The sequence below is a fragment of the Microbulbifer mixtoriginis (SeqCode) genome, from assembly GCF_052466765.1.
This window is the reverse complement of record NZ_CP174289.1, coordinates 1,011,114-1,029,939: the sequence shown is the minus strand read 5'-3', so window position 1 is coordinate 1,029,939 and position 18,826 is coordinate 1,011,114. Positions and strand designations below refer to the sequence as shown.

The 18,826-nt window shown below is 45.5% G+C and carries 19 protein-coding genes; 10 read left to right on the top strand and 9 right to left on the bottom strand.

Annotated elements, in window-relative coordinates; translation table 11 throughout:
- Nucleotides 1-105: 105 nt before the first annotated feature.
- The 5 genes from ACJJIV_RS04580 to dinB all read right to left on the bottom strand — a co-directional run bounded on the left by ACJJIV_RS04580 (nt 106) and on the right by dinB (nt 4,490).
- The gene (locus tag ACJJIV_RS04580; RefSeq protein WP_444890907.1) at nt 106-870 is read right to left on the bottom strand and encodes a substrate-binding periplasmic protein; all 765 of its coding nucleotides are present in this window, start codon (nt 868-870) and stop codon (nt 106-108) included.
- 492 nt (nt 871-1,362) lie between these two features.
- Entirely contained in the window at nt 1,363-1,911 is a 549-nt protein-coding gene (locus ACJJIV_RS04575) for a hypothetical protein (protein WP_444890906.1), read from the bottom strand.
- A gap of 71 nt (nt 1,912-1,982) precedes the next feature.
- Nucleotides 1,983-2,432: a hypothetical protein gene (locus ACJJIV_RS04570; protein WP_444890905.1), complete on the bottom strand. Its 450-nt coding sequence runs from the start codon at nt 2,430-2,432 to the stop codon at nt 1,983-1,985.
- Nucleotides 2,433-2,445: 13 nt separating this feature from the next.
- Entirely contained in the window at nt 2,446-2,967 is a 522-nt protein-coding gene (locus ACJJIV_RS04565; RefSeq protein ID WP_444890904.1) for an RNA polymerase sigma factor, read from the bottom strand.
- Between the two features lie 443 nt (nt 2,968-3,410).
- A complete protein-coding gene (gene dinB, locus ACJJIV_RS04560; protein WP_252085113.1) occupies nt 3,411-4,490 on the bottom strand; it encodes a DNA polymerase IV in 1,080 nt (359 codons plus the stop codon).
- Between the two features lie 85 nt (nt 4,491-4,575).
- Here dinB and ACJJIV_RS04555 point away from each other — a divergent pair, with 85 nt between their 5' ends.
- On the top strand, nt 4,576-5,118 hold the full coding sequence (locus ACJJIV_RS04555; protein WP_252085114.1) for a carboxymuconolactone decarboxylase family protein: 543 nt from the start codon (nt 4,576-4,578) through the stop codon (nt 5,116-5,118).
- 44 nt (nt 5,119-5,162) lie between these two features.
- Here the strand turns inward: ACJJIV_RS04555 and ACJJIV_RS04550 are convergent, their stop codons facing one another.
- From ACJJIV_RS04550 to mutS, 4 genes are all read right to left on the bottom strand, one after another.
- Nucleotides 5,163-5,330, bottom strand: coding sequence for a DUF1328 domain-containing protein (locus tag ACJJIV_RS04550; protein WP_252085115.1), 168 nt, complete (start codon nt 5,328-5,330; stop codon nt 5,163-5,165).
- A 91-nt stretch (nt 5,331-5,421) separates the two neighbouring features.
- Entirely contained in the window at nt 5,422-6,090 is a 669-nt protein-coding gene (locus ACJJIV_RS04545) for a polysaccharide deacetylase family protein (protein WP_444890903.1), read from the bottom strand.
- Nucleotides 6,091-6,156: 66 nt separating this feature from the next.
- Nucleotides 6,157-6,480, bottom strand: coding sequence for a ferredoxin FdxA (gene fdxA / locus ACJJIV_RS04540; RefSeq protein ID WP_252085117.1), 324 nt, complete (start codon nt 6,478-6,480; stop codon nt 6,157-6,159).
- Nucleotides 6,481-6,617: 137 nt separating this feature from the next.
- Nucleotides 6,618-9,278, bottom strand: a complete 2,661-nt coding sequence (gene mutS, locus ACJJIV_RS04535) for a DNA mismatch repair protein MutS (RefSeq protein ID WP_444890902.1) — start codon at nt 9,276-9,278, stop codon at nt 6,618-6,620.
- An 816-nt stretch (nt 9,279-10,094) separates the two neighbouring features.
- On the opposite strand from mutS, the gene ACJJIV_RS04530 reads away from it, so the two are divergent.
- The 9 genes from ACJJIV_RS04530 (at nt 10,095) to ACJJIV_RS04490 (ending at nt 18,306) form a co-directional block, all read left to right on the top strand.
- A complete protein-coding gene (locus ACJJIV_RS04530) occupies nt 10,095-10,559 on the top strand; it encodes a DUF4265 domain-containing protein (protein ID WP_444890901.1) in 465 nt (154 codons plus the stop codon).
- Between the two features lie 201 nt (nt 10,560-10,760).
- Nucleotides 10,761-12,125 carry an IS4 family transposase gene (locus ACJJIV_RS04525; protein ID WP_444889695.1) on the top strand — a complete coding sequence of 455 codons (1,365 nt, stop codon included), beginning with the start codon at nt 10,761-10,763 and terminating at the stop codon, nt 12,123-12,125.
- 431 nt (nt 12,126-12,556) lie between these two features.
- The gene (locus ACJJIV_RS04520) at nt 12,557-12,868 is read left to right on the top strand and encodes a hypothetical protein (protein ID WP_444890900.1); all 312 of its coding nucleotides are present in this window, start codon (nt 12,557-12,559) and stop codon (nt 12,866-12,868) included.
- 101 nt (nt 12,869-12,969) lie between these two features.
- Nucleotides 12,970-13,362 carry a hypothetical protein gene (locus ACJJIV_RS04515; RefSeq protein ID WP_444890899.1) on the top strand — a complete coding sequence of 131 codons (393 nt, stop codon included), beginning with the start codon at nt 12,970-12,972 and terminating at the stop codon, nt 13,360-13,362.
- Between the two features lie 115 nt (nt 13,363-13,477).
- A complete protein-coding gene (locus tag ACJJIV_RS04510; protein ID WP_444890898.1) occupies nt 13,478-15,163 on the top strand; it encodes an ATP-dependent nuclease in 1,686 nt (561 codons plus the stop codon).
- Nucleotides 15,164-15,271: 108 nt separating this feature from the next.
- The gene (locus ACJJIV_RS04505; RefSeq protein ID WP_444889496.1) at nt 15,272-16,828 is read left to right on the top strand and encodes a transposase; all 1,557 of its coding nucleotides are present in this window, start codon (nt 15,272-15,274) and stop codon (nt 16,826-16,828) included.
- Between the two features lie 160 nt (nt 16,829-16,988).
- Entirely contained in the window at nt 16,989-17,318 is a 330-nt protein-coding gene (locus ACJJIV_RS04500) for a hypothetical protein (protein ID WP_444890897.1), read from the top strand.
- A 170-nt stretch (nt 17,319-17,488) separates the two neighbouring features.
- Nucleotides 17,489-17,851 (top strand): hypothetical protein, encoded by a 363-nt coding sequence (locus ACJJIV_RS04495; RefSeq protein WP_444890896.1) that lies wholly within the window; start codon nt 17,489-17,491, stop codon nt 17,849-17,851.
- 170 nt (nt 17,852-18,021) lie between these two features.
- Nucleotides 18,022-18,306 (top strand): hypothetical protein, encoded by a 285-nt coding sequence (locus ACJJIV_RS04490; RefSeq protein ID WP_444890895.1) that lies wholly within the window; start codon nt 18,022-18,024, stop codon nt 18,304-18,306.
- Nucleotides 18,307-18,826 lie beyond the last annotated feature (520 nt).

The window sequence follows — 18,826 nt, the reverse complement described above, 5'->3', positions numbered from 1 at the left end:
TTATTGCCGAGCAAGGGAGAAGGCAGGTAGGTGTTAACAGCCCACAACCTGATATTTTTTTGGTTGATGAAAACCAGTCCGCGATGGAGAATCCTAAAAGCAAGCTTATTGCGAAAGGTTTTTGCAGATGTTGGCTTCTGGTGCAACGCTATACCGCTTTAGGAGAGCTTCGTATATTCCTTTATGGCATAGCTGTCTGAGACCGTGATTGAAGGCATCTCTGTCTGCTTTATTTTTAAATGCCATTTTAAATGTCAGAACAGGTACAACGATTGTATGGATATCGACCTCATTCATAGAGTGGCCATCTTTAGAGGAGAAATAAGAAAAAATACTTTTATCAATGATTATAATTGAGTTGTCTTCCCTCCAGAATTCCCTTACCTGATCTTGAGAGCTTTCTAATTCTACATAATTCTTTGCACCTATCTTTCCGGGAGAGAAGAGCTGGCTAAATTCTGGCCCAAGATCCTTGTGTGCTCCTGTCCAGGTTATTACGTGGTGTCCTACTAGATCCTTTAGTTGATTGATTTTAATTTGATCTTTTTTACGGCTGATTGCGTAGTTGATAAAAGCTATATAGTCATTTGAATAATAGAGGTCTCCATTATTTCCGTGTACGTTCGCTTCAGCCTCTGCCATACCTCGCTCTATTGCTCCAAGAATCTCCCCCCAGCCCATTTGGATAAATGAGATGGTGTAATTTGGAAGAGACTGGGTGATGACATCGACTTCTAACCCACTCTTCGCCTGATTGATGACATAGGGGGGGGCATCCTGAGATATGGCAATTTTCAATTCTTTGGCGTGGCTTGAGAAGGCGAAGCAGATCAGGAGTAGGCTAAGATGCGATAATATTTTTGATGGCATATTGATTTCACTTGCTTAGCGGATATCTGAGGTTAATAGGGTAATGTAGATATATTAGGCTAAAGACAATGTTTTGTTTGATATGGAGTTTTTGTCTTTTTTTCAAAGGGGGCAAAGGAATATGAGTCTTCGATGTAATAAGTTATTAATGAAGATAGTGTTCTAAAGGGAATATTCAAAGTAAAAATTGATTTCTAAAGAGAATATGGGAAGTCTTAAAGGCGCTGGGAGAGACTCTATAAGAAGATTAGAACTTACTTAGAGATGCATTAATCGTTTCCCTAAGTGAATCATGGGGAAACCATGTATTGATGCGAACCCAGAAGCAGCCAAGAAACCGGTTTGGGAATAGATGGTTGAAATTAAGTGATTGCTTGTGCTGAAAAAAATGCTGGGGTTTATGAGTAGGTTATCTTTCTGCTCTTTCTCTAGAGTTTTATGGGTGAAGAATTTTTGTTGCTACTTTTTATCGCTGCCTTTGACTTTAAGAAGTCAGAGCGAAGCAAGAGATTGACGCACGATATTTAAATGGGAAACCGGCATCCCTTTTCTAAAGAATGCACCGGTAAAATCTATTTCTTGAACTTTGATAAAGTTAGAGACTAGTGGGCTTCCCCAGTAGGGATTTGTTCCCCACCAGCCATATCGACCAGCGCTTCTGGGGTTTCTCTGCAGAAAATTGATCGCTCGCTGAACATTGTCATATCTGAGATAAAAAATTCTATTATCGAAGACACTATGTGCATCGAAGATTATCAGGTGGTTTAGGGATATGCCTTTGCGACCGAGTAAATTGGCCAGGTTGATGGCCGTGGTTCCCCCACGGCTGTAGCCAAGCAGTAATAAGTGCTTCTGCTGTAGGGATGCCCCCATTAGAAAATCCCGGGCTTTACTTTTTTCAGTTGGACCGAACATGGCCCCGCCCATTTCGGTTACCCAAGCCCTCAAAGCTTGGTTATCACCGGCATTGGAGCCACCCGCGCCATAGATGCCCACCACGGCCAGCTCACTCTTTGTAACTTTATTGTTTATAAGTGTCATTTTGCACTGCAACGACACTGATGCTTAAGTGTAGAAATAGACGTAGCACACTGGTAAGAGAGCTACTGTTTCTATGGCAGAATCCGACAGCGTTTCTGCGCTGCCTTACGCAGTTCTCGGGGTAAGACCGGTTCCGCAATATTATTTTGTTGTTGGCGCCATTCTTGGCAAAGAGCAACATAGTTTTCGGCACTAACCTGGCTGCGTAATGTCTGCCATGGGTCGTCCTTTACTTCAGGTTCTGGCCGAGGAGGTTGCCACTGGGCAATTTCCTGAGTGGTTAGTTGAATCTCATTATTCTGAGTCATAGCGGGGGTTCGGGCACCAAGGTGCTGTGCCGGATGTACCAACATTAAAAAAGCGGTCACCAAAGCGCAACTCAGGGAGGCTCCGGATAAGATTCGGCCTATATCCTTTTTCGGTTGATAGCCTTTTGCCTGTAATAAGATTCCACTGTCTAACTGTTGCGGTGAGGTAAAAGCTGACGCCTCTTCGCGGTATTGGTGCTCCCAGTTACTCATGCTTCTACCTCAATCACTCTTTTATGGCCTCCACTTGCCAGGGTTTTGCTTGAGATCCGTAGATCAGGGTTTCAATTTGTTGTCGAGCCAACTGGTAATACTCTCGACATTTTTTCAGTGAGATACGCTCTATATCAGCTACTGAGGCCAGGGAGAGTTTGCACTCCATATGCAGTAGTAATACGTTACGCTGAAGCTTGGGGAGTTTTTGAATAGCTGCGACAACCTTACTCTCACTGGTTAATGCCTCAGATTGTGTAGTGCTGTCTACGTGTTCCCGCAGAGCTTTGTTGACTTGAATAAACAGCCAGTTTCTAAATAGCCGGCCATGAAGTTGCGGAGGGTTCTGTAAGATTTTTTCCCACAGGGCCTGTAGCAACTGTGTGGTTGAAGAGGGTGCCATTTGTACGCAGTAGCGATAGAGAGCGTCTTTGTGGCGGTTATACAGTGGCTCAAATACAGCAAGACTGCGTTTCTCCCGGTAATGCTCGAGCAGTTTTTCATCAGAAAAGTGTTGGAACGCTTTGCGAGACAAAGTGTTGTGCCTCCGTACGCAGTGAACCCGAAAGCCAGAGGTGGCTTAGGTCTGGATTTATGCGTCGTTGATCATAAAAATTGTAGTCGGTTTAGACATTAAATTTTTTATCCAAGTGAACGACTTTGGGTGCCTATTGCTTTTAGATCCGCCCAAGCTCTCTTGGCCTGCGAAGTATAGATGCCCCTGCTTAGCCAGGGCTTACAGAGGGTAACGGGTAACGCCATAACTTGATGAACGGTCGTTTGGCGCTTTAAACCTTTTTCTGAGGGGTAATTGGCGCGAAATGAATTTTTTGACTCAAAAATTCTCTTAATAAAGAGTGCTTTCTTTAAAGTTGTCGATGTTCGCTTTGTTTGAAAATATGACAGAAAAAATGCGACCGGTTCTGCGGGGGCAGGGCAAACTATTTATAAAAATAATTTGCTTGAGAAGTCTCCCGGTTAGTGGTGTGTCGGCAAATCCGGCAGTGGTAGAGGCAGTTGTAAGGGACCGTGTTCGGCACGCAGATCTGTTAGCCTCAGACCTACGCCAAGCAGGCGAATGGGAGTCGATCGTTTATCCCAACATTCCTGTAGTAACTGGCGAAATTCAGAAATTCGACCTGCGCGACTATTGCGTTCATGAGTACTCTGGGAAAAGTCAGCATATTTTACCTTTACGGTGGCACCATTTACCTCATAACGATCGCCGAGTTTTTCCAGGCGTTCTAGTAGTCGCGTATACAGGTGAGTCATTTCCTCCAACCATTCGTTAAACTCACAGAGATCCTTGTTAAAGGTGCGCTCCACACTGACACTCTTGCGAGAGCCATCTCCACTCACTGGGCGATCGTCGATGCCGCGGCTCAGTTCGTAGAGACGGCGCCCAAACTTCCCAAAGGTTTTACTCAACTCCACCTGGGAATAGCGCCTGAGGTCGGCACAGGTGTGAATTCCTTGGCGGTGCATTTTCTCTGCTGTTACTCGGCCCACACCATGGATTTTGTTCACCGGTAAACGCAATACGAATTGATCTACTTCCTCTGGCGTGATTACCGTGAGTCCATCGGGTTTACGCCAGTCACTGGCGATCTTGGCGAGGAACTTGTTTGGGGCGACGCCGGCTGAGATCGTAATGCCAAGGGTCTCTCTCACTCTTTGGCGGATCTCCTCCGCCATTAATGTAGCGCTACCGTGGCAGCGCCCACTATTACTGACATCTAGAAAAGCCTCATCCAGCGAAAGGGGCTCAATATCGTCACAGTAATCGAGGAAAATTTCGCGGATCTGCTGACTGACTTCACGGTATTTGGCCATGTTGCCGGGTACTACAATCAAGTCAGGGCAGAGTTTTTTGGCCTGGGCGGTTGGCATGGCGGAGCGCACGCCGTAACTGCGAGCTTCATAATTGCATGTGGAGATTACCCCGCGGCGGTCACTGCTACCACCTACGGCGAGTGGGCGCCCGCGAAGATTGGGATCGTCTCGCATTTCGACCGAAGCGTAAAAACAATCACAGTCGCAGTGGATAATCTTTCTCATGCTGTGATTATATACAGTGTTTTATGGCGCCAGGAAGTTATTTCTACCATTAGACAGAGCCGGTTTGACAACGGATAGGTGAACGATGAGTAGCATTCCTCTAGTGGAGACCCCTGATTCAGATGAAGCCATCAGGGTTTTTGCAGAAATTCAGGATGAGCTGGGTGGGATTCCCAGCCTGTTTAGGATTTATGCCCACCACCAAGGACTGCTGCTAGCTAATTGGCAGAAGTTCAAGGCAGTGATGTTACACGGCTGTCTTTCCGCCCAGCTGAAGGAGGCTATTGGCTTGGCGGTCTCTGCGGATAATCACTGTGATTATGGCATTTACCACCACAGTACCTCCCTGCAAATGCTCGGGGTAACCCCCGATGAAGTCATGCGTATTCGCACAGATCCAAAGAATGTGCACTTTTCCGAGAAGGAGCATGCGCTGTTTGACCTAGCTCGCAACGCCAATACATCCCCAGACGATCACCGGCAGCACCTGATCGCTGAGGCACGTAAGCTGGGAGCGGGGGATGATGAGTTATTGGAAGCCTTGGGGGTTATGGAGCTGGTGCTGGGCTTCAACCACCTGGCAGAAGTGCTGGACCTGGTGCCAACCAGAACGCCCCACCAAAAATAACCCCGGTGAATTGCCGGGGTTAAATCTTGTATAGCGCAAGGGTACTACTTGGGTGGCCGGCCCCTGCCAAAAATCAATGTCAGGACAAAAAGCACAATAAAGATGAAGAAGAGGATTTTAGCGATTTCTGTCGCTGTGGTGGCGATACCACTGAAACCGAAAAATGCGGCTATCAGTGCAATAACCAGGAAAATAATGGCCCAACGTAGCATGGTGGTCTCCAGTTAAGATAGAGGGAACCGGTTGCAAAACTTTGGGGGGCAGACTCCCAACCTCTTAATTGGTAGTGAATGGAGTCGGTAATTACAAATTTCTATCACCGCCAGTGTCTGTGACCTTATCCAGGCTAACAAAGTAAAACCCCTGTTTCGTGGTCTGCGCATGGATGAGAGGCAGTGCTGCTGTCACCTCCTCACCATGCGCATACATTGGGTGCAGCATCACCACGCTACGGTCTTTGGCATTCTGAACTATGTAGTCGGCGATGAGCTCGGGCCTGCTCATATCCACATGCAGGTGAGGCTCCAGGTCCCATTGAGCCAACTCGAAATTTTGTGCAGCCAGAAGGCTGCCAAGTTCTTCAGAGATACGTCCAAAAGGGGGCAGGATCGCCGGTTTTTCTCGATAGCCATGATGCTGTAAAAGCAGACAGGTCTTTTTAATCTCTGCTTTGGCACTACTCAAAGGTAGATTTGCCAAGTCGACATAAGAGTAACCGTGACTTCCCACCTGGTGGCCGGCACTCACTATGGCGTGTGTTTGATTGGGATAACGCTCCATATCCTTGCCAACCAGAAAGAAAGTTGCGGGTATTTGCAGGGCTTCAAGCTGGTGTAACAGGGATTCGGTTATGCCCGGCACAGGCCCGCCACTAAAAGCCAGGGCAATACGTTTTTTCTCTTTGGGTTCTGCCAGTACTGCCAGAGACAGGCATAGGAAAATGCTCGATACCGTAAATATTATTATTCTCATTTAATGCGGCAATTTTATCTGGACCAGAAAAGAAAAAAGCCGTCAGAGACGGCTTTTTGTGCTTTGCTATCGCTCGAGAAGGTCGAGCTTGCCTTTCTTGCCATCCCACTCTTCGGCATCGGGTAGCGGGTCTTTTTTCTCGGTGATATTTGGCCAAACCTCGGCGAGTTCGGCATTCAACTCGATGTATTCCTGTTGATCATCGGGCACTTCGTCCTCAGAGAAAATCGCATTGGCGGGGCACTCCGGCTCGCACAGGGCGCAGTCGATACACTCGTCGGGATGGATCACTAGAAAGTTAGGGCCTTCGTAAAAACAGTCTACCGGGCAAACCTCTACACAGTCGGTGTATTTGCACTTAATGCAGTTTTCCCCAATTACGAATGTCATGATTGTCCCTCAATAGTGCACTGATTCTTTCGTGCACGGATTCTATCAATTACTGGCGCGAATTGTAGTGGCTTTTCAGTCGATTTAGTTCACTGTTTATAACAAGTTGCACTGGGCGACAATTGCCGCCCGGCCTTTTACTTCAATAACTTGCGTAAAGCATAGAGCGCTTCCAGGGCCTCGCGCGGGGTCAAATCGTCTGGGTCCAGCTCCTCCAGCGCATCCACTGCCGGGTGGCTGGGACTGCCGAAAAGATCGACCTGTTGGGGAGAATCAGCTTGAGTTGGTGCTGAGAGTACTGGCGCTATAGTCGTTTCCGTTGCCTGCTCAGGTGCTTGAGTGGACTCGGGAGTCGCTACGGGTACATCTACTGACTGGGCGCCGGCCTCCAAGGCCGCCAAGCGAGTACGGGCCTCTGTGAGTACATCGGCGGGAATCCCCGCCAACTTGGCCACCTGCAAACCGTAACTCTTGGATGCGGGTCCCTCCTGAATGCGGTGCAGGAAGACGATGCCCTCTCCGTGCTCCGTGGCGTCCAAGTGGATGTTGGCTGCTTCGGCACATTGATTGGGCAGATCGGTCAGCTCGAAGTAATGGGTGGCGAACAGGGTGAAGGCGCGCACTTTTCCGGCCAGGTAATGAGCGCAGGCCCAGGCCAGGGAAAGACCATCATAGGTACTGGTGCCGCGGCCGATTTCATCCATCAGCACCAGGCTGTGTTCACTGGCATTGCGCAGGATATTAGCGGTCTCGGTCATTTCCACCATAAAGGTGGAGCGGCCACCGGCCAGGTCATCGGCACTGCCGATACGGGTAAAGATGCGATCCAGCAGACCGATCTGGGCGCTGTCTGCTGGGACATAGCTGCCGCAGTGCGCCAGCAGGGCAATCAGCGCAGTCTGGCGCATATAGGTAGATTTACCACCCATATTCGGGCCGGTAATGACCAGCATACGGCGATCGTCGCGCAGCTCGATATCGTTGGCGACAAAGGGTTCGTCCAATACCTGTTCCACCACCGGGTGACGTCCACCGGTGATATGCAGGCCAGGATCGGTGCCCAGCTCAGGGCGGCACAGGCGCAGGTTGTCGGCACGTTCAGCCAAGCAGGCCAGAACATCCAATTCAGAAATACCGGCCGCAGCGGCTTGAAGCTCAGCCAGAGATTCATTCAGTTGATTAATCAGCGCCTCATAGAGGGCCTTTTCCCGCGCCAGGGCGCGGCTCTTGGCTGAGAGCGCCTTGTCTTCGAACTCTTTTAATTCGGGAGTAATAAAGCGTTCGGCATTCTTCAGGGTTTGGCGGCGGATATATTCCGCCGGTGCCTTGTCACTCTGTCCACGGCTGATTTCAATAAAGTAGCCGTGGACCCGGTTGTAACCCACCTTTAATGTGGGGATACCGGTGCGCTCTTTTTCACGCAGTTCCAGTTGTACCAGGTAATCCCCTGCGTTCTCACTGATAGCGCGCAGCTCATCCAGCTCTTCATCGTAGCCGGTGGCGATTACGCCGCCATCACGTATCACGACAGGCGGATTTTCAATAATCGCTTTTTGCAGCAACTCAACGGTTTCCGGCCATTTACCGATCTGGCCACAAAGCTCTTTGAGTAGGACGGCACTGGAATCCGCTAGCTGTTCTTGGATTTCGGGGAACTGGGCTAGAGACTGACCCAGTCTTGCCAGGTCGCGGGGGCGTGCGGAACGCAGTGCCAGGCGGCCCAGAATGCGCTCCATATCACCCACGGGTTTGAGGGCGTCGCGCAGGGGCTCGAAACCATACTCTTCAATCAATGCAGCAATCGCATCCTGGCGGTTGCGCAGGGTAGTGAGCTGGCGCAGCGGGTTGTTCAGCCAGCGGCGCAGCAGGCGACTACCCATGGCGGTTTTACAGCTGTCGAGAACCGACAGCAGGGTATTATCATCGCCGCCATTCAGGTTCAGATCGATTTCCAGATTGCGACGGCTGGCGCCATCCAGGGCCACGGTTTCCTCGCCGCTTTCGGTGTGCAGGCCGCGAATGTGTGGCAGCTCGGTGCGCTGGGTATCCCGTGCATATTGCAGCAGGCAGCCGGCGGCCACTATAGCGCCGTGCATATGACTGCAACCAAAGGCTTCCAGGTTCATGGTGCCAAATTGTTGATTGAGCAGGCGCAGGGCGGTTTCCAGCTCGAACTCCCAAGGCGCACGGCGGCGTACACCGGCACGGCGTTCAATTTCCACTGGCAAAGAGAGGTCTTCTGGCGCGAGTAGCTCAGCCGGGTTATGGCGCTGAACCTGCTCGGCCAGGGCTTCCAGAGAATCTGTTTCCTGAACCACAAAACGACCGGTTGCCAGGTCCAGCAGTGCCAGGCCAAATACATCGCCCAAGTGCGAAATAGCAGCCAGGAGGTTATCGCGGCGATCGTTGAGAAGTGCCTCGTCCGTGACCGTGCCCGGAGTAACAATACGTACTACCTGGCGCTCAACCGGCCCTTTGCTAGTGGCGGGATCACCGATTTGTTCACAGATGGCAACGGAAACACCAGCTTTAATCAGCCGCGCCAAGTAGCCCTCAGCTGCATGGTAGGGAATACCGGCCATGGGTATAGGCTCACCCCCGGACTTGCCACGCGCAGTAAGAGTGACATCCAACAGCTCAGCTGCTTTCTTGGCATCATCAAAGAACAGCTCGTAAAAGTCCCCCATACGATAGAACACCAGCTCTTGGGGGTGCTGGGCCTTGATGCGCATGTATTGCTGCATCATGGGGGTGTGTTCGGGTTTCGCGGCCTTAGTCTTGTTTGCGGTTTTAGGCATTTTTCTCTAAGAAAATCAGTAAGTTACAAAAGTGTTCGCAAACCCCAAGAGCTCCGCAGGAGTGGCGGTCGGCTCAGATTGGGGTAGGGGGCAGGTTTCCTGGGGGCTTAATTAGCAGAAGCGTTCGATCAAATAATGAACGGCAAGCCCAAACCTGATGTTCTTGAAGCATGCAATCGGGATAGATCTGGACAGAAAGGTCCAGGCCAAAGTTCGAAGAGCTTCTTTATAGGGGGCGCAGAATAGCAGAGTGGAGGACAAACCACTATGGATAGCTTATCAACCGCTGGAGAGATGGCTATTAGCGACCTTGTGATTTTATGAGAACTTTAATAGAGAAGTGGGATGTTTTGCTTTTGAGGTAAGGGCTTTCACTTTTCTTTGCTCCAAAAAGACTGTTGTTGATTTTTTTAAGGGAGGTATCCGACTCTTCAAGACCGTGTACTAAGAAAGCCAATTTTCTACTTGGTAGTGAATCCTTCCAGTTAGGACATGTGTGCATAGTAGGTTGGTGAAATACAGTACTGATAGCTAAGCCCTGCTTCGTATACCAGAATTCAAAAGACGCTGCTCCTATTTCTAGGGAAAATTCTATAACTTGTTGATTTTTAACGGATGTGAAAAGTGATATAAAGCAGGGAGAGCGTTGAATTATAAAGACGCTGCTATATATCTACCTGTTTTATTTTGTGACACTCAATGTAGTTCTTTGACTTTACTAGGTTTTTAAGTTGGCTTTGATTGAGGGCAGCAGAATTATATAGGAGGGTGATATGTAGACGCTGCTTTTGAATTAACTGTTAGCTATAAAATCATATGATCGAAGAAAATTTAACCAAAATTCATTTAGACTTACCGAGAAACGAAGAGGTAGGCGGAGAATCTTTCTGGGCTGAGGATCTCGGAGATAATTTATATCGCATGCGAAATACACCTTTCCATGCGTATGGAATAAATTTCTACGATATCGTATTAGCAAAGCCAGAAAGTGATGATTTAAAACCTTCAATACTAAAAGTTCATGAGTATTGCGGTCATAAAACGCTACGGGTCATATTTTTAAATCAAGCATCCGCGCAAGAGCGAGCATCGCTTTTATCTCAACTTAATCAATTCAAGGCGTACCATGAAAACGCAGATGGCACTCTTTTCGCGATCGACGTAGAGCCAGAAGGCGACTATGGCGAAGTGTGTAATTGGCTTTATAGGTGGGAGAACGAAGGCATTTTATCTTACGAAACATGTGAGGCAAGAGAGGGCCTCGGCTTTGACGGCGAGTAAACAGCTAACAAACGGCTTAAACCGACCTCCACTGCGTTGCTCGTTTTGTGCTTTTTCGCTACGCTCGCACAAAACAACCAACTCCGTTCCGGCGGCTTAGCCGGGCGCTAAGTTTTATACACAAGTTTTTTCAGTTTTATTATAAAAATCAATGAGTTACAGTTTGTACGGTATAGGAGCTACAGATTTGGCTGGATAATTATGCAGGACTGGGTCAGGGACGAAGTGAAAAATCAGGTTATGGGTGATACACGATTGAATAAGCGGTTGTCCAATATTCTCAGTAATTTAAGTTCCGACCCAAAGAGCAGTATTCCCTGTGCAAACAAGTCTTGGGCAGAAACCTTTGCAGCCTATCGATTTATCGAAAATGATAAAGTCAGCTTTGACTCCATTATGAGTGGCCATAAATCAGCCACTCTTGAAAGAATCAAGGTTCAACCAGTTGTTCTTATCCCTCAGGATACCACTTTCCTAAATTTTGCTACCGATTTAGAAAGCAAAGAAATGGGAACACTCCGACGCAAAGAGACTAATCAGCAGCTCCTACATACGTCTATCGCTATAACACCATCCAGAGATAATCTGGGTATTATTGAGGGTAGCATGTGGCAGCGAGATAAAGAATCTAGCGCTAATTCTCGCTATACCAAGTCGATACAAGATAAAGAGAGTCGACGTTGGCTAGACCATTATGAATCAGCTTGTGAGATACAAGAGCACTGTCCTGAAACCACGATTGTGAGCATCGCGGATAGAGAGGGGGATATTCATGAGTGGTTTCAATTAGCTGAAGATCAAAATGAACATCGGCGTGCAAGTTATATTGTTCGAGCCAAGGCTAATCGTAGTTTAGAGATCGAAGGAGAAGATACGACTTTACTTTGGGACTATTTGACCAAACAGAAGTCCATCGGAAAATATACAGTAGGTATCCCCAAAAGAAATGGAGAGCCAGAAAGGGAAGCTAAGGTCAGTGTATCCATTGCAGAAGTAAGATTGCAGGGAAAAGGAAAATCAAAACGACCTCTTTCTATCTACGCAGTTTTTGCTAAGGAATTAGGCCCACCAGAAGGCAAAAAAGGTATTGAATGGATGCTGCTGACCGATCTTGCAGTTGAGGACTTTAAGCAAGCAAGGATTATCATTGAGTGGTATCGAAGTCGATGGGAAATTGAAACCTATTTTAGAGTGGTGAAAGGCGGATGCCAGATAGAAAGTAATCGCTTTAGAACCGAGCAGCGAATGCTGAACTGTATTGCAATCTATATGATTATTGGGTGGCGTCTACACTCCATGACAACACGAGCACGAACGCTTCCTGATACATCGTGTACGAAAGTCTACTCTGAAAAAGAGTGGCGTATGATATGGATAATGCAGGCTAAAACCTCCCCACCAAATGAAGCTCCAAGTATGAGAGATATAACTCGTATGCTGGCAGGACTTGGAGGCTTTCTGGGGCGGAGCGGCGATGGTGAGCCTGGAGTTAAAACCGTTTGGCAGGGGTACACTAAACTTCTCCATTATATGGAGGCAGCGGAGGCTTTAAATGGACTTAAATGATGTGTATAAAACACAGGCCGGGCGTTATTGGTCGCTCGCTCCAGTTTTGTGAGGGTTCCGTTAAGAATAGCAGATGATTATTGGGGTGCTGTATAAAAAAACAGTATTGGCGGGGGAGCCCATAGTCAACGGTTCGACCTTCGTGTAAGCTTCGAAGCTTCAGCGACGCTCGCATAACGAAGTTGATGCGGACGGCGCAGCCGCTTCGAAGCAAGGCCGCGAACCTAGAGCTGCTAATTTCTCTCTCCGAATCGTGGTAGACAGTAGCAAGAAAGATATTTGTAGTGGATTTGTACACAATGCCACGAGCAACAAATAACAACCCGATGATGCGGAAACCTAAAAGTTGTCATTCCCTTTGCTTGCGCAAAGGTACCGCCAACTTCCTTAACGGTTCCGCATATCTATTTTCGTTATACGTAGATACGGCAATGGATATATCTCAGTATTATGATGAAGCAGAGAACATCGGGAAACTAGTGAAGAAACAGGCTCCTCATATTTTGTCTGCATTAGATTATCCTTCTGAGGACGATCATCCATCCTTATGGGTTCCCAAAGTTCAAAATGCTTTACTGAACTTTTATAAAGAGTTTCCATCTTCAGAAGTAGCTGAAGAAGCTCTAAATTTGTACATTCAAGGCGCAATAATGGAGGATAAAGCAGAGTATAAATTACAGGTCAAAATAGGCGTTTCTTGTTTGGTTTTAGGGGTGGCAATCGGATGGGTTATATGGAGCTAACCACGTATAACAAGCGCATGTTGTTCGCCGCTATCGCGGCCGGACGGCTTACGCTGCGCTTCAGCCGCCGCAAATGCGGGCGTTAGCTGTACGAGAGAGTCATGCGAAGAAAGCAATTTCTTATAGAATTCCTAGGTGCTCTCGGCGCCAAAGAAATTCAATGGCAGAAGGAGACGGATACAAGTATCTCTGGAACAGTTATTTACGAAATTGATGAACCAGAAGAGGTTCAAGAGTTCATCTGGCACGTACAAGAGTCAGAAGCACCGCCTGAAAATGTTAGAAAGCTAGTTGAGCTTCTGAATGAGAAGAACCTGTTGAGTATTGATAAAATTAGTATTTCTAGGAAAGAACTAAGAAGTTTATATAGTAAAAAGCAGGGGCGAATTGTATCTGAGGATGAGTTCATATCTATTTTAGAAGCTCTGGTTTCAATTGAGGTTCCAATGGTAGATGAAGGAAGAGAAACAGATGTTTACTTCATCCATGAGTAATACAGCTAACAAGTGACGGCACAATCGCCACACTTCGTGTGGCTGGGCAAAGCACTGCGCGCTTTGCCTGTGCGCCAGGCGTTAGAAATCCCATACATCAGGAAGTATAGATTTAATGAAGATCGAAAAATTAGAGATTAAAAATTTTAGAACACTTGAAAATGTGACTTTAAACTTTGATGGGTACTTTGCTTCTATTAGCGGTAAAAATAATGCTGGTAAGACATCTGTAATCAAGTGTATTCGGTCTCTTTTTAAAGGGAAAGAAAGGGAGTTTTCGTTTTTTGAAGATGAAGATTCTATATCTTACACAACCTCTAAAACCCAATGGGCAAATAGCGGTGCAGCAATCGAATTTAACTATTTCATTACCGCCTCTAAAGAGGCAGATCCAGGTCTTTACAGCTTCGTTAAAAAGATCGCTGAAATAGATGATCTAGATGAGAATTTTACACTAGATGTGAGAGTGAAGATTAGAGAGAAAGAAGAAAAAGAAATATCTATACTAGTTAACGGTAATGAACTCGAAAAATATGAAACGGGTGAAATATATCAGAGGTTATCTTCATCAAATATTGTATTTCTCCACAATTCAACAGGTGGAGGTAATAAAATCTACCGCCCCTCCGGAGCTAGAAGTTTCCATGAGATGATACTCTCAAAAGATGAGAAAGAAGAGTTAAATAAAGAGCAAGAAAGAATTAGAAAAAAAGTAAAGAAGTTTGCTTCAGAGCATAGAGGTGAGTTGTCTGGGCTTCTAGGTAAACTAGAAGAAAAATATGAAGTCGAGCTAACCGTTTTCGAAGGACTCTTCAGGAATTCAATTCCTTTAGGAATAAACCTTAAAGATAAAGGCTTGGAAGTACCTTTGGATGATTGGGGTGCTGGAACTCAAAATCGAACTCAAATTATGATGTCTATCCTCTCAGCTAGTCGGGTTAAGCAACAAACAAACGATGAGAATAGAATTACGCCGATTATTATCATAGAGGAGCCTGAAAGCTTTCTTCATCCTTCTGCTCAAGCTGAGTTTGGAAGAGTAATTAGAGGGCTTTCAAGAGAGCTTGAGATACAAATAATCATAACAACTCATAGCCCATACATGCTTTGTCAAGAGCAACCCGAATCTAACGTGCTTCTTGATAGAAAATTATTCAGACAAAGATTAAAAGAAACTGTTGTTGTCGATGTTTCATGCGATAAGTGGATGGAGCCATTTGGTGAAATATTAGGATTGAACCATGAGTCTGTTGAACCATGGGGTGATGTCGTAAAAGCATCAAGAGATAACGCGATATTAGTTGAAGGTCCAATAGATAAAGAATATTTAGAGTATATTTCATCGTTAGGGATTAAAGGTTTTTCCATACCGGAAGGTGTTGAGGTTATTGCGTATGGAGGAAAGGATGCTCTAAAAAACTCGATAATGCTGAAATTCGTTATTGAAAAATTTAATCGTGTTTACATTACATACGATCTAGACGCAAAAAATGAGTTGCAAAAGATTATGAATCAACTTAGTTTGGAAAATGAAAATGACCACATGGCTGTGGGTTTGAATGAGGCAGGTAAAGATTGTATCGAAGGGCTTTTACCTCAAACCGTGCTTGGCAATGTTTATGGAAAGAATACTGACACTGTAATGAAATTGACATCTACAGATACGAAGGCTAGGAAGTCGGCTAAAAATGAGCTTAAAAGTAAATTGCTCGAAGAGTTTAAAAAGACAAAAAACATTTCTTCTTCTGACCTTAAAGGGTTTAAAGCTTTATTTTCAAATATCACTAAAGCATTCGGCTAGAAAACATTGCAGCGGACAAGCCGCTGAATGCGGCGTTCAGGCTGTAGAAAAACTCTTAAAAGGTAGCTTTTTTGTTAAAATGGAGGTCTTGATGTCGAGATTATCCATATGCCCAACTTCAAACGTTACGATTACAACCAAGATGCAATGGTCGTCATCAATTTCGAAGAACAATTACAACCTGAAACCTTTGAGTTTACACTTCATCATCTGATTGATGATCATATCGACCTCTCTGCCTTCCATAAAAAATATCAAAATGATAGCGGCGGGCGAACCGCTTATGATCCAGCTATCCTCCTGAAAATCATATTGTTTGCTTACTCAAAAGGCATTACCTCAAGTCGTGAAATTCAATGGCAATGTGAGAACAATATCCTCTTCAAAGCACTGTCATGCGATACCGTTCCGCATTTTACTAGTATTGCAAGTTTCGTAAGCAGTTATCCTGATGCGATTGAGTCGGTGTTTGAGCAAGTGTTACTGGTCTGCGATCAGCAGGGACTGCTTGGAAACGAACTTTTCGCAATAGATGGATGCAAGATGCCATCCAATGCCAGCAAAGAACATTCGGGGACTTTTAGAGAGCTAGCACAGAAGCAGGAAAAAATTCGCAAGAAGATCAAATATTTCCTCAAAGAGCACAAGAGGCTGGATGGCAGGAAGCCTAAAGAAAAAGAGCGAAAGCAAGCGGTAGCTAAAGCGGCGGATACGCTGCAGAAACACTTTGATAAAATTGATCAGTTCTTAAAGAATCATTCCCCCAGGATGGGGCAAGGTAAAAAACCTAAAGAAGTGAAAAGTAATATCACGGACAATGAATCAGCTAAGATGACTACCAGCAAGGGAACCATCCAGGGCTATAACGGTGTTGCCGCAGTTGATAGGAAGCATCAGATAGTTGTTGAGGCCCAGGCCTTTGGAGAGGGCCAGGAGCATCATACATTGAAACCTATTCTTGATGGCATCAGTTGCCATTATCAGAATATAGGAATAGATGAAGACATCTTGGCCAAACAGGTCATCATTACTGCTGATACTGGATTCTCCAACGACGCTAACTACAACTACCTGCGAGAGAACGGCATCAATGCCTACATACCTGATAATAAATTCCGTTCACGTGATAAAGCTTTTACAACGCAAAAAACCAAGTATGGCAAGCGCAATCAAAAAGGTAGGGCTAATGTCCAGAAGACTACCCCAGCTAGTGAATTTACATTCAACAAGAAAAAGAAAACCTGTATCTGTCCTGCAGGAAAAGCCATGCTCTTGTTAAAAGAAGAGCATGTCAGTGAAGGTAAGAAGAAACTACTGTTCGAAGGGCGCCTCACCGACTGCAGGGCATGCAGCCTTAAAAGTCAGTGTATGCGAAACCCAGACTCTGCTGACTCTCGAAAAGGACACGGAAGGCAAGTATCCCTTACGTGGACAAACGGACGGACAGCCACCGACTGGATGAAGAAGAGGGTTGATAGTATCGAGGGCAAGACCATTTATGGACATCGAATGTCTGCTGTCGAACCGGTATTTGGAAACATTGGTACCAATAAACGATTGAATCGCTTCTCGCTACGAGGAAAAAGTAAGGTTCAAGGACAATGGCAGATGTTCTGCTTGGTACATAACATTGAAAAGTTGATGAGATATGGCAGTATCCACTGATTGAGTATAAATTAAGGGCATCAAGATGCCTAAATTTAATACAATGAATGAAATTTGGTGGTATAGATAAAATTTGGCCGAAATTTCAATTGGAGGAATCTGGGAAATGGCAGATTTTTCTAAAACTGTTTTTCTACAGTCTCGTTATGCGTAAATCAGTATGAGCATTTTATATTGGCTGGGCTTAGGTGGCTTGGCCGTTATTGCCTTCTACTTATTTAAGAAGTGGAAGGTGCGTTTGGTTGAGTGGAAGCCTGAGGAGGTTGCAAATCTCCTTGAGTCATGGATCAAGGATGATGTTGACTACAAACGCTGGGATTACTTTGAGGCCTGTGAGATTGCTAACCCAAAATTAGAAGTAATTCGGCAGCGAGCTATTAAAGCAATACACATAAATTCACCTTATATCGAAGTTTGTGGCCGGGATGAAGGTAAACTAAATGAAAAAGGCAAAGAACTATTTAAGGAGCTAAGAAAGCAATGCTTTTGATTTATTATTGGCTATCCACAGTACATAACAAGTTACCGTATCCGATCACCTACACCCTGGGCGTTTTGTGCTGTACGCTACGGTAGCACTTTCCGGTGCCTGCTGAGCAAAACGTTATGCGATCACGTTTTTTGAACCCTGAATTTTTCTAGATATTTGAGAAAGAAAATATGGCAGACTACCCAGAAGCGCTCGACTATATGCTGGCGGCATGGAACGAGCCTGACTCTACCAAAGTACGCGATCACCTTGAAAATGCCCTAAGTAACAATGTCCGGTTTGTTGATCCGTCCATTGATGTCTCTGGTATTGATGGATTTGAAAAAAATGTCCATGAAGTGAAATCAAAGCTTCCAGGTGCGGTTTACTCTAGAGCTAGCGGAGTAGATTCTCAGCATGGGTTTCATCGCTACCATTGGGCTATACATCAGGAAGACAAGTTACTTATGGCTGGGTTTGACGTAACAGAAATAGATGAGCAAGGAAAAGTATCTTGTGTAATAGGTTTTTATGGCGATATCCCTGATCGCTAGTGGCAATGGTATTGTGTGCGGTAGTGGAAAGGCGCATAACGAGGCGTTGAACTAGACGTAAGGGGTTTGTGGGGTTTTTTGAGTAAATTGCTAAAGTAATAACTTTATTGTGCTCACCGGCTTCATACCAGAACACCCGCGCAAGTTGGCTTTACGTTAAGTGAATAGCTATGAATCGATTTCTAATCACTCTTGCATGTCTGGTTGCTTCTAGTTTGGCGTTTGCTTGTATCGCTCCTAAAATGGGGTCTGAGTTTGATAAGCTCATTAAAGTAGAAAAGATTGCATCGAATACATTCCAGGAGACAATTTCTATGAATGCTGAGGGCTTAAATTACGGAGCTGAAGCAACTATAGAATACTATCCTGAAAATTCTGAGCATAGGTTCGGTGAATATTCAAAAAGAGTTCATTTAAAAGAAAGAGGCACTGAGTATGTTTTACTTTCGATCTAAAAAAGATTGAAGGGCATATTCCATTCTTACAAGTGTTTTGGTATCCAGAAATGTGTTGCCTGTGTGGTGCTTACGGTAAATCAAATGACCTTGCACTTGAGTGAACCACTTAACAATGCATGTTGTCGGACTGGTTTACTGTTCCACTCTAAACTAGCCATAAAGCGTGGTGTTAGTTTTTTGCCGTCGTTTGTTATCACATTAAAATTAAGGGAAATTAAGAGTGTTACATTGGATTAAAATTGAACATTCGGGTGTGGATTCGTTCTTAGAGATGCCTCGCAGGCTTTATTATGAGTTTTATGTGAGATCTTTTAATTCGCCTCAAGGATTAAGGCTCATTATTGATGGAAAATAAGGAAAGCTAGTTCTTTAGCTTTTGTCGAAGAAGCCATTCGTCGGGGATTGTATTTGCGGCTGTGATTTTGGTATATATTGTGGACAATTTTATTGCCTAAGTCTTTCATATTTATTAGCTACTTGTGCTTCTCGCATTCATATTATGGAGTGCAGTTAATTT

Excerpts from the sequence above, each read along its gene's own strand:
- ACJJIV_RS04580 (WP_444890907.1), bottom strand. The coding sequence starts at position 870 with ATGCCATCAAAAATATTATCGCATCTTAGCCTACTCCTGATCTGCTTC.
- ACJJIV_RS04575 (WP_444890906.1), bottom strand. The coding sequence starts at position 1,911 with ATGACACTTATAAACAATAAAGTTACAAAGAGTGAGCTGGCCGTGGTG.
- ACJJIV_RS04570 (WP_444890905.1), bottom strand. The coding sequence starts at position 2,432 with ATGAGTAACTGGGAGCACCAATACCGCGAAGAGGCGTCAGCTTTTACC.
- dinB (WP_252085113.1), bottom strand. The coding sequence starts at position 4,490 with ATGAGAAAGATTATCCACTGCGACTGTGATTGTTTTTACGCTTCGGTC.
- ACJJIV_RS04555 (WP_252085114.1), top strand. The coding sequence starts at position 4,576 with ATGAGTAGCATTCCTCTAGTGGAGACCCCTGATTCAGATGAAGCCATC.
- ACJJIV_RS04550 (WP_252085115.1), bottom strand. The coding sequence starts at position 5,330 with ATGCTACGTTGGGCCATTATTTTCCTGGTTATTGCACTGATAGCCGCA.
- ACJJIV_RS04545 (WP_444890903.1), bottom strand. The coding sequence starts at position 6,090 with ATGAGAATAATAATATTTACGGTATCGAGCATTTTCCTATGCCTGTCT.
- fdxA (WP_252085117.1), bottom strand. The coding sequence starts at position 6,480 with ATGACATTCGTAATTGGGGAAAACTGCATTAAGTGCAAATACACCGAC.
- mutS (WP_444890902.1), bottom strand. The coding sequence starts at position 9,278 with ATGCCTAAAACCGCAAACAAGACTAAGGCCGCGAAACCCGAACACACC.
- ACJJIV_RS04530 (WP_444890901.1), top strand. The coding sequence starts at position 10,095 with ATGATCGAAGAAAATTTAACCAAAATTCATTTAGACTTACCGAGAAAC.
- ACJJIV_RS04525 (WP_444889695.1), top strand. The coding sequence starts at position 10,761 with ATGCAGGACTGGGTCAGGGACGAAGTGAAAAATCAGGTTATGGGTGAT.
- ACJJIV_RS04520 (WP_444890900.1), top strand. The coding sequence starts at position 12,557 with ATGGATATATCTCAGTATTATGATGAAGCAGAGAACATCGGGAAACTA.
- ACJJIV_RS04515 (WP_444890899.1), top strand. The coding sequence starts at position 12,970 with ATGCGAAGAAAGCAATTTCTTATAGAATTCCTAGGTGCTCTCGGCGCC.
- ACJJIV_RS04510 (WP_444890898.1), top strand. The coding sequence starts at position 13,478 with ATGAAGATCGAAAAATTAGAGATTAAAAATTTTAGAACACTTGAAAAT.
- ACJJIV_RS04505 (WP_444889496.1), top strand. The coding sequence starts at position 15,272 with ATGCCCAACTTCAAACGTTACGATTACAACCAAGATGCAATGGTCGTC.
- ACJJIV_RS04500 (WP_444890897.1), top strand. The coding sequence starts at position 16,989 with ATGAGCATTTTATATTGGCTGGGCTTAGGTGGCTTGGCCGTTATTGCC.
- ACJJIV_RS04495 (WP_444890896.1), top strand. The coding sequence starts at position 17,489 with ATGGCAGACTACCCAGAAGCGCTCGACTATATGCTGGCGGCATGGAAC.
- ACJJIV_RS04490 (WP_444890895.1), top strand. The coding sequence starts at position 18,022 with ATGAATCGATTTCTAATCACTCTTGCATGTCTGGTTGCTTCTAGTTTG.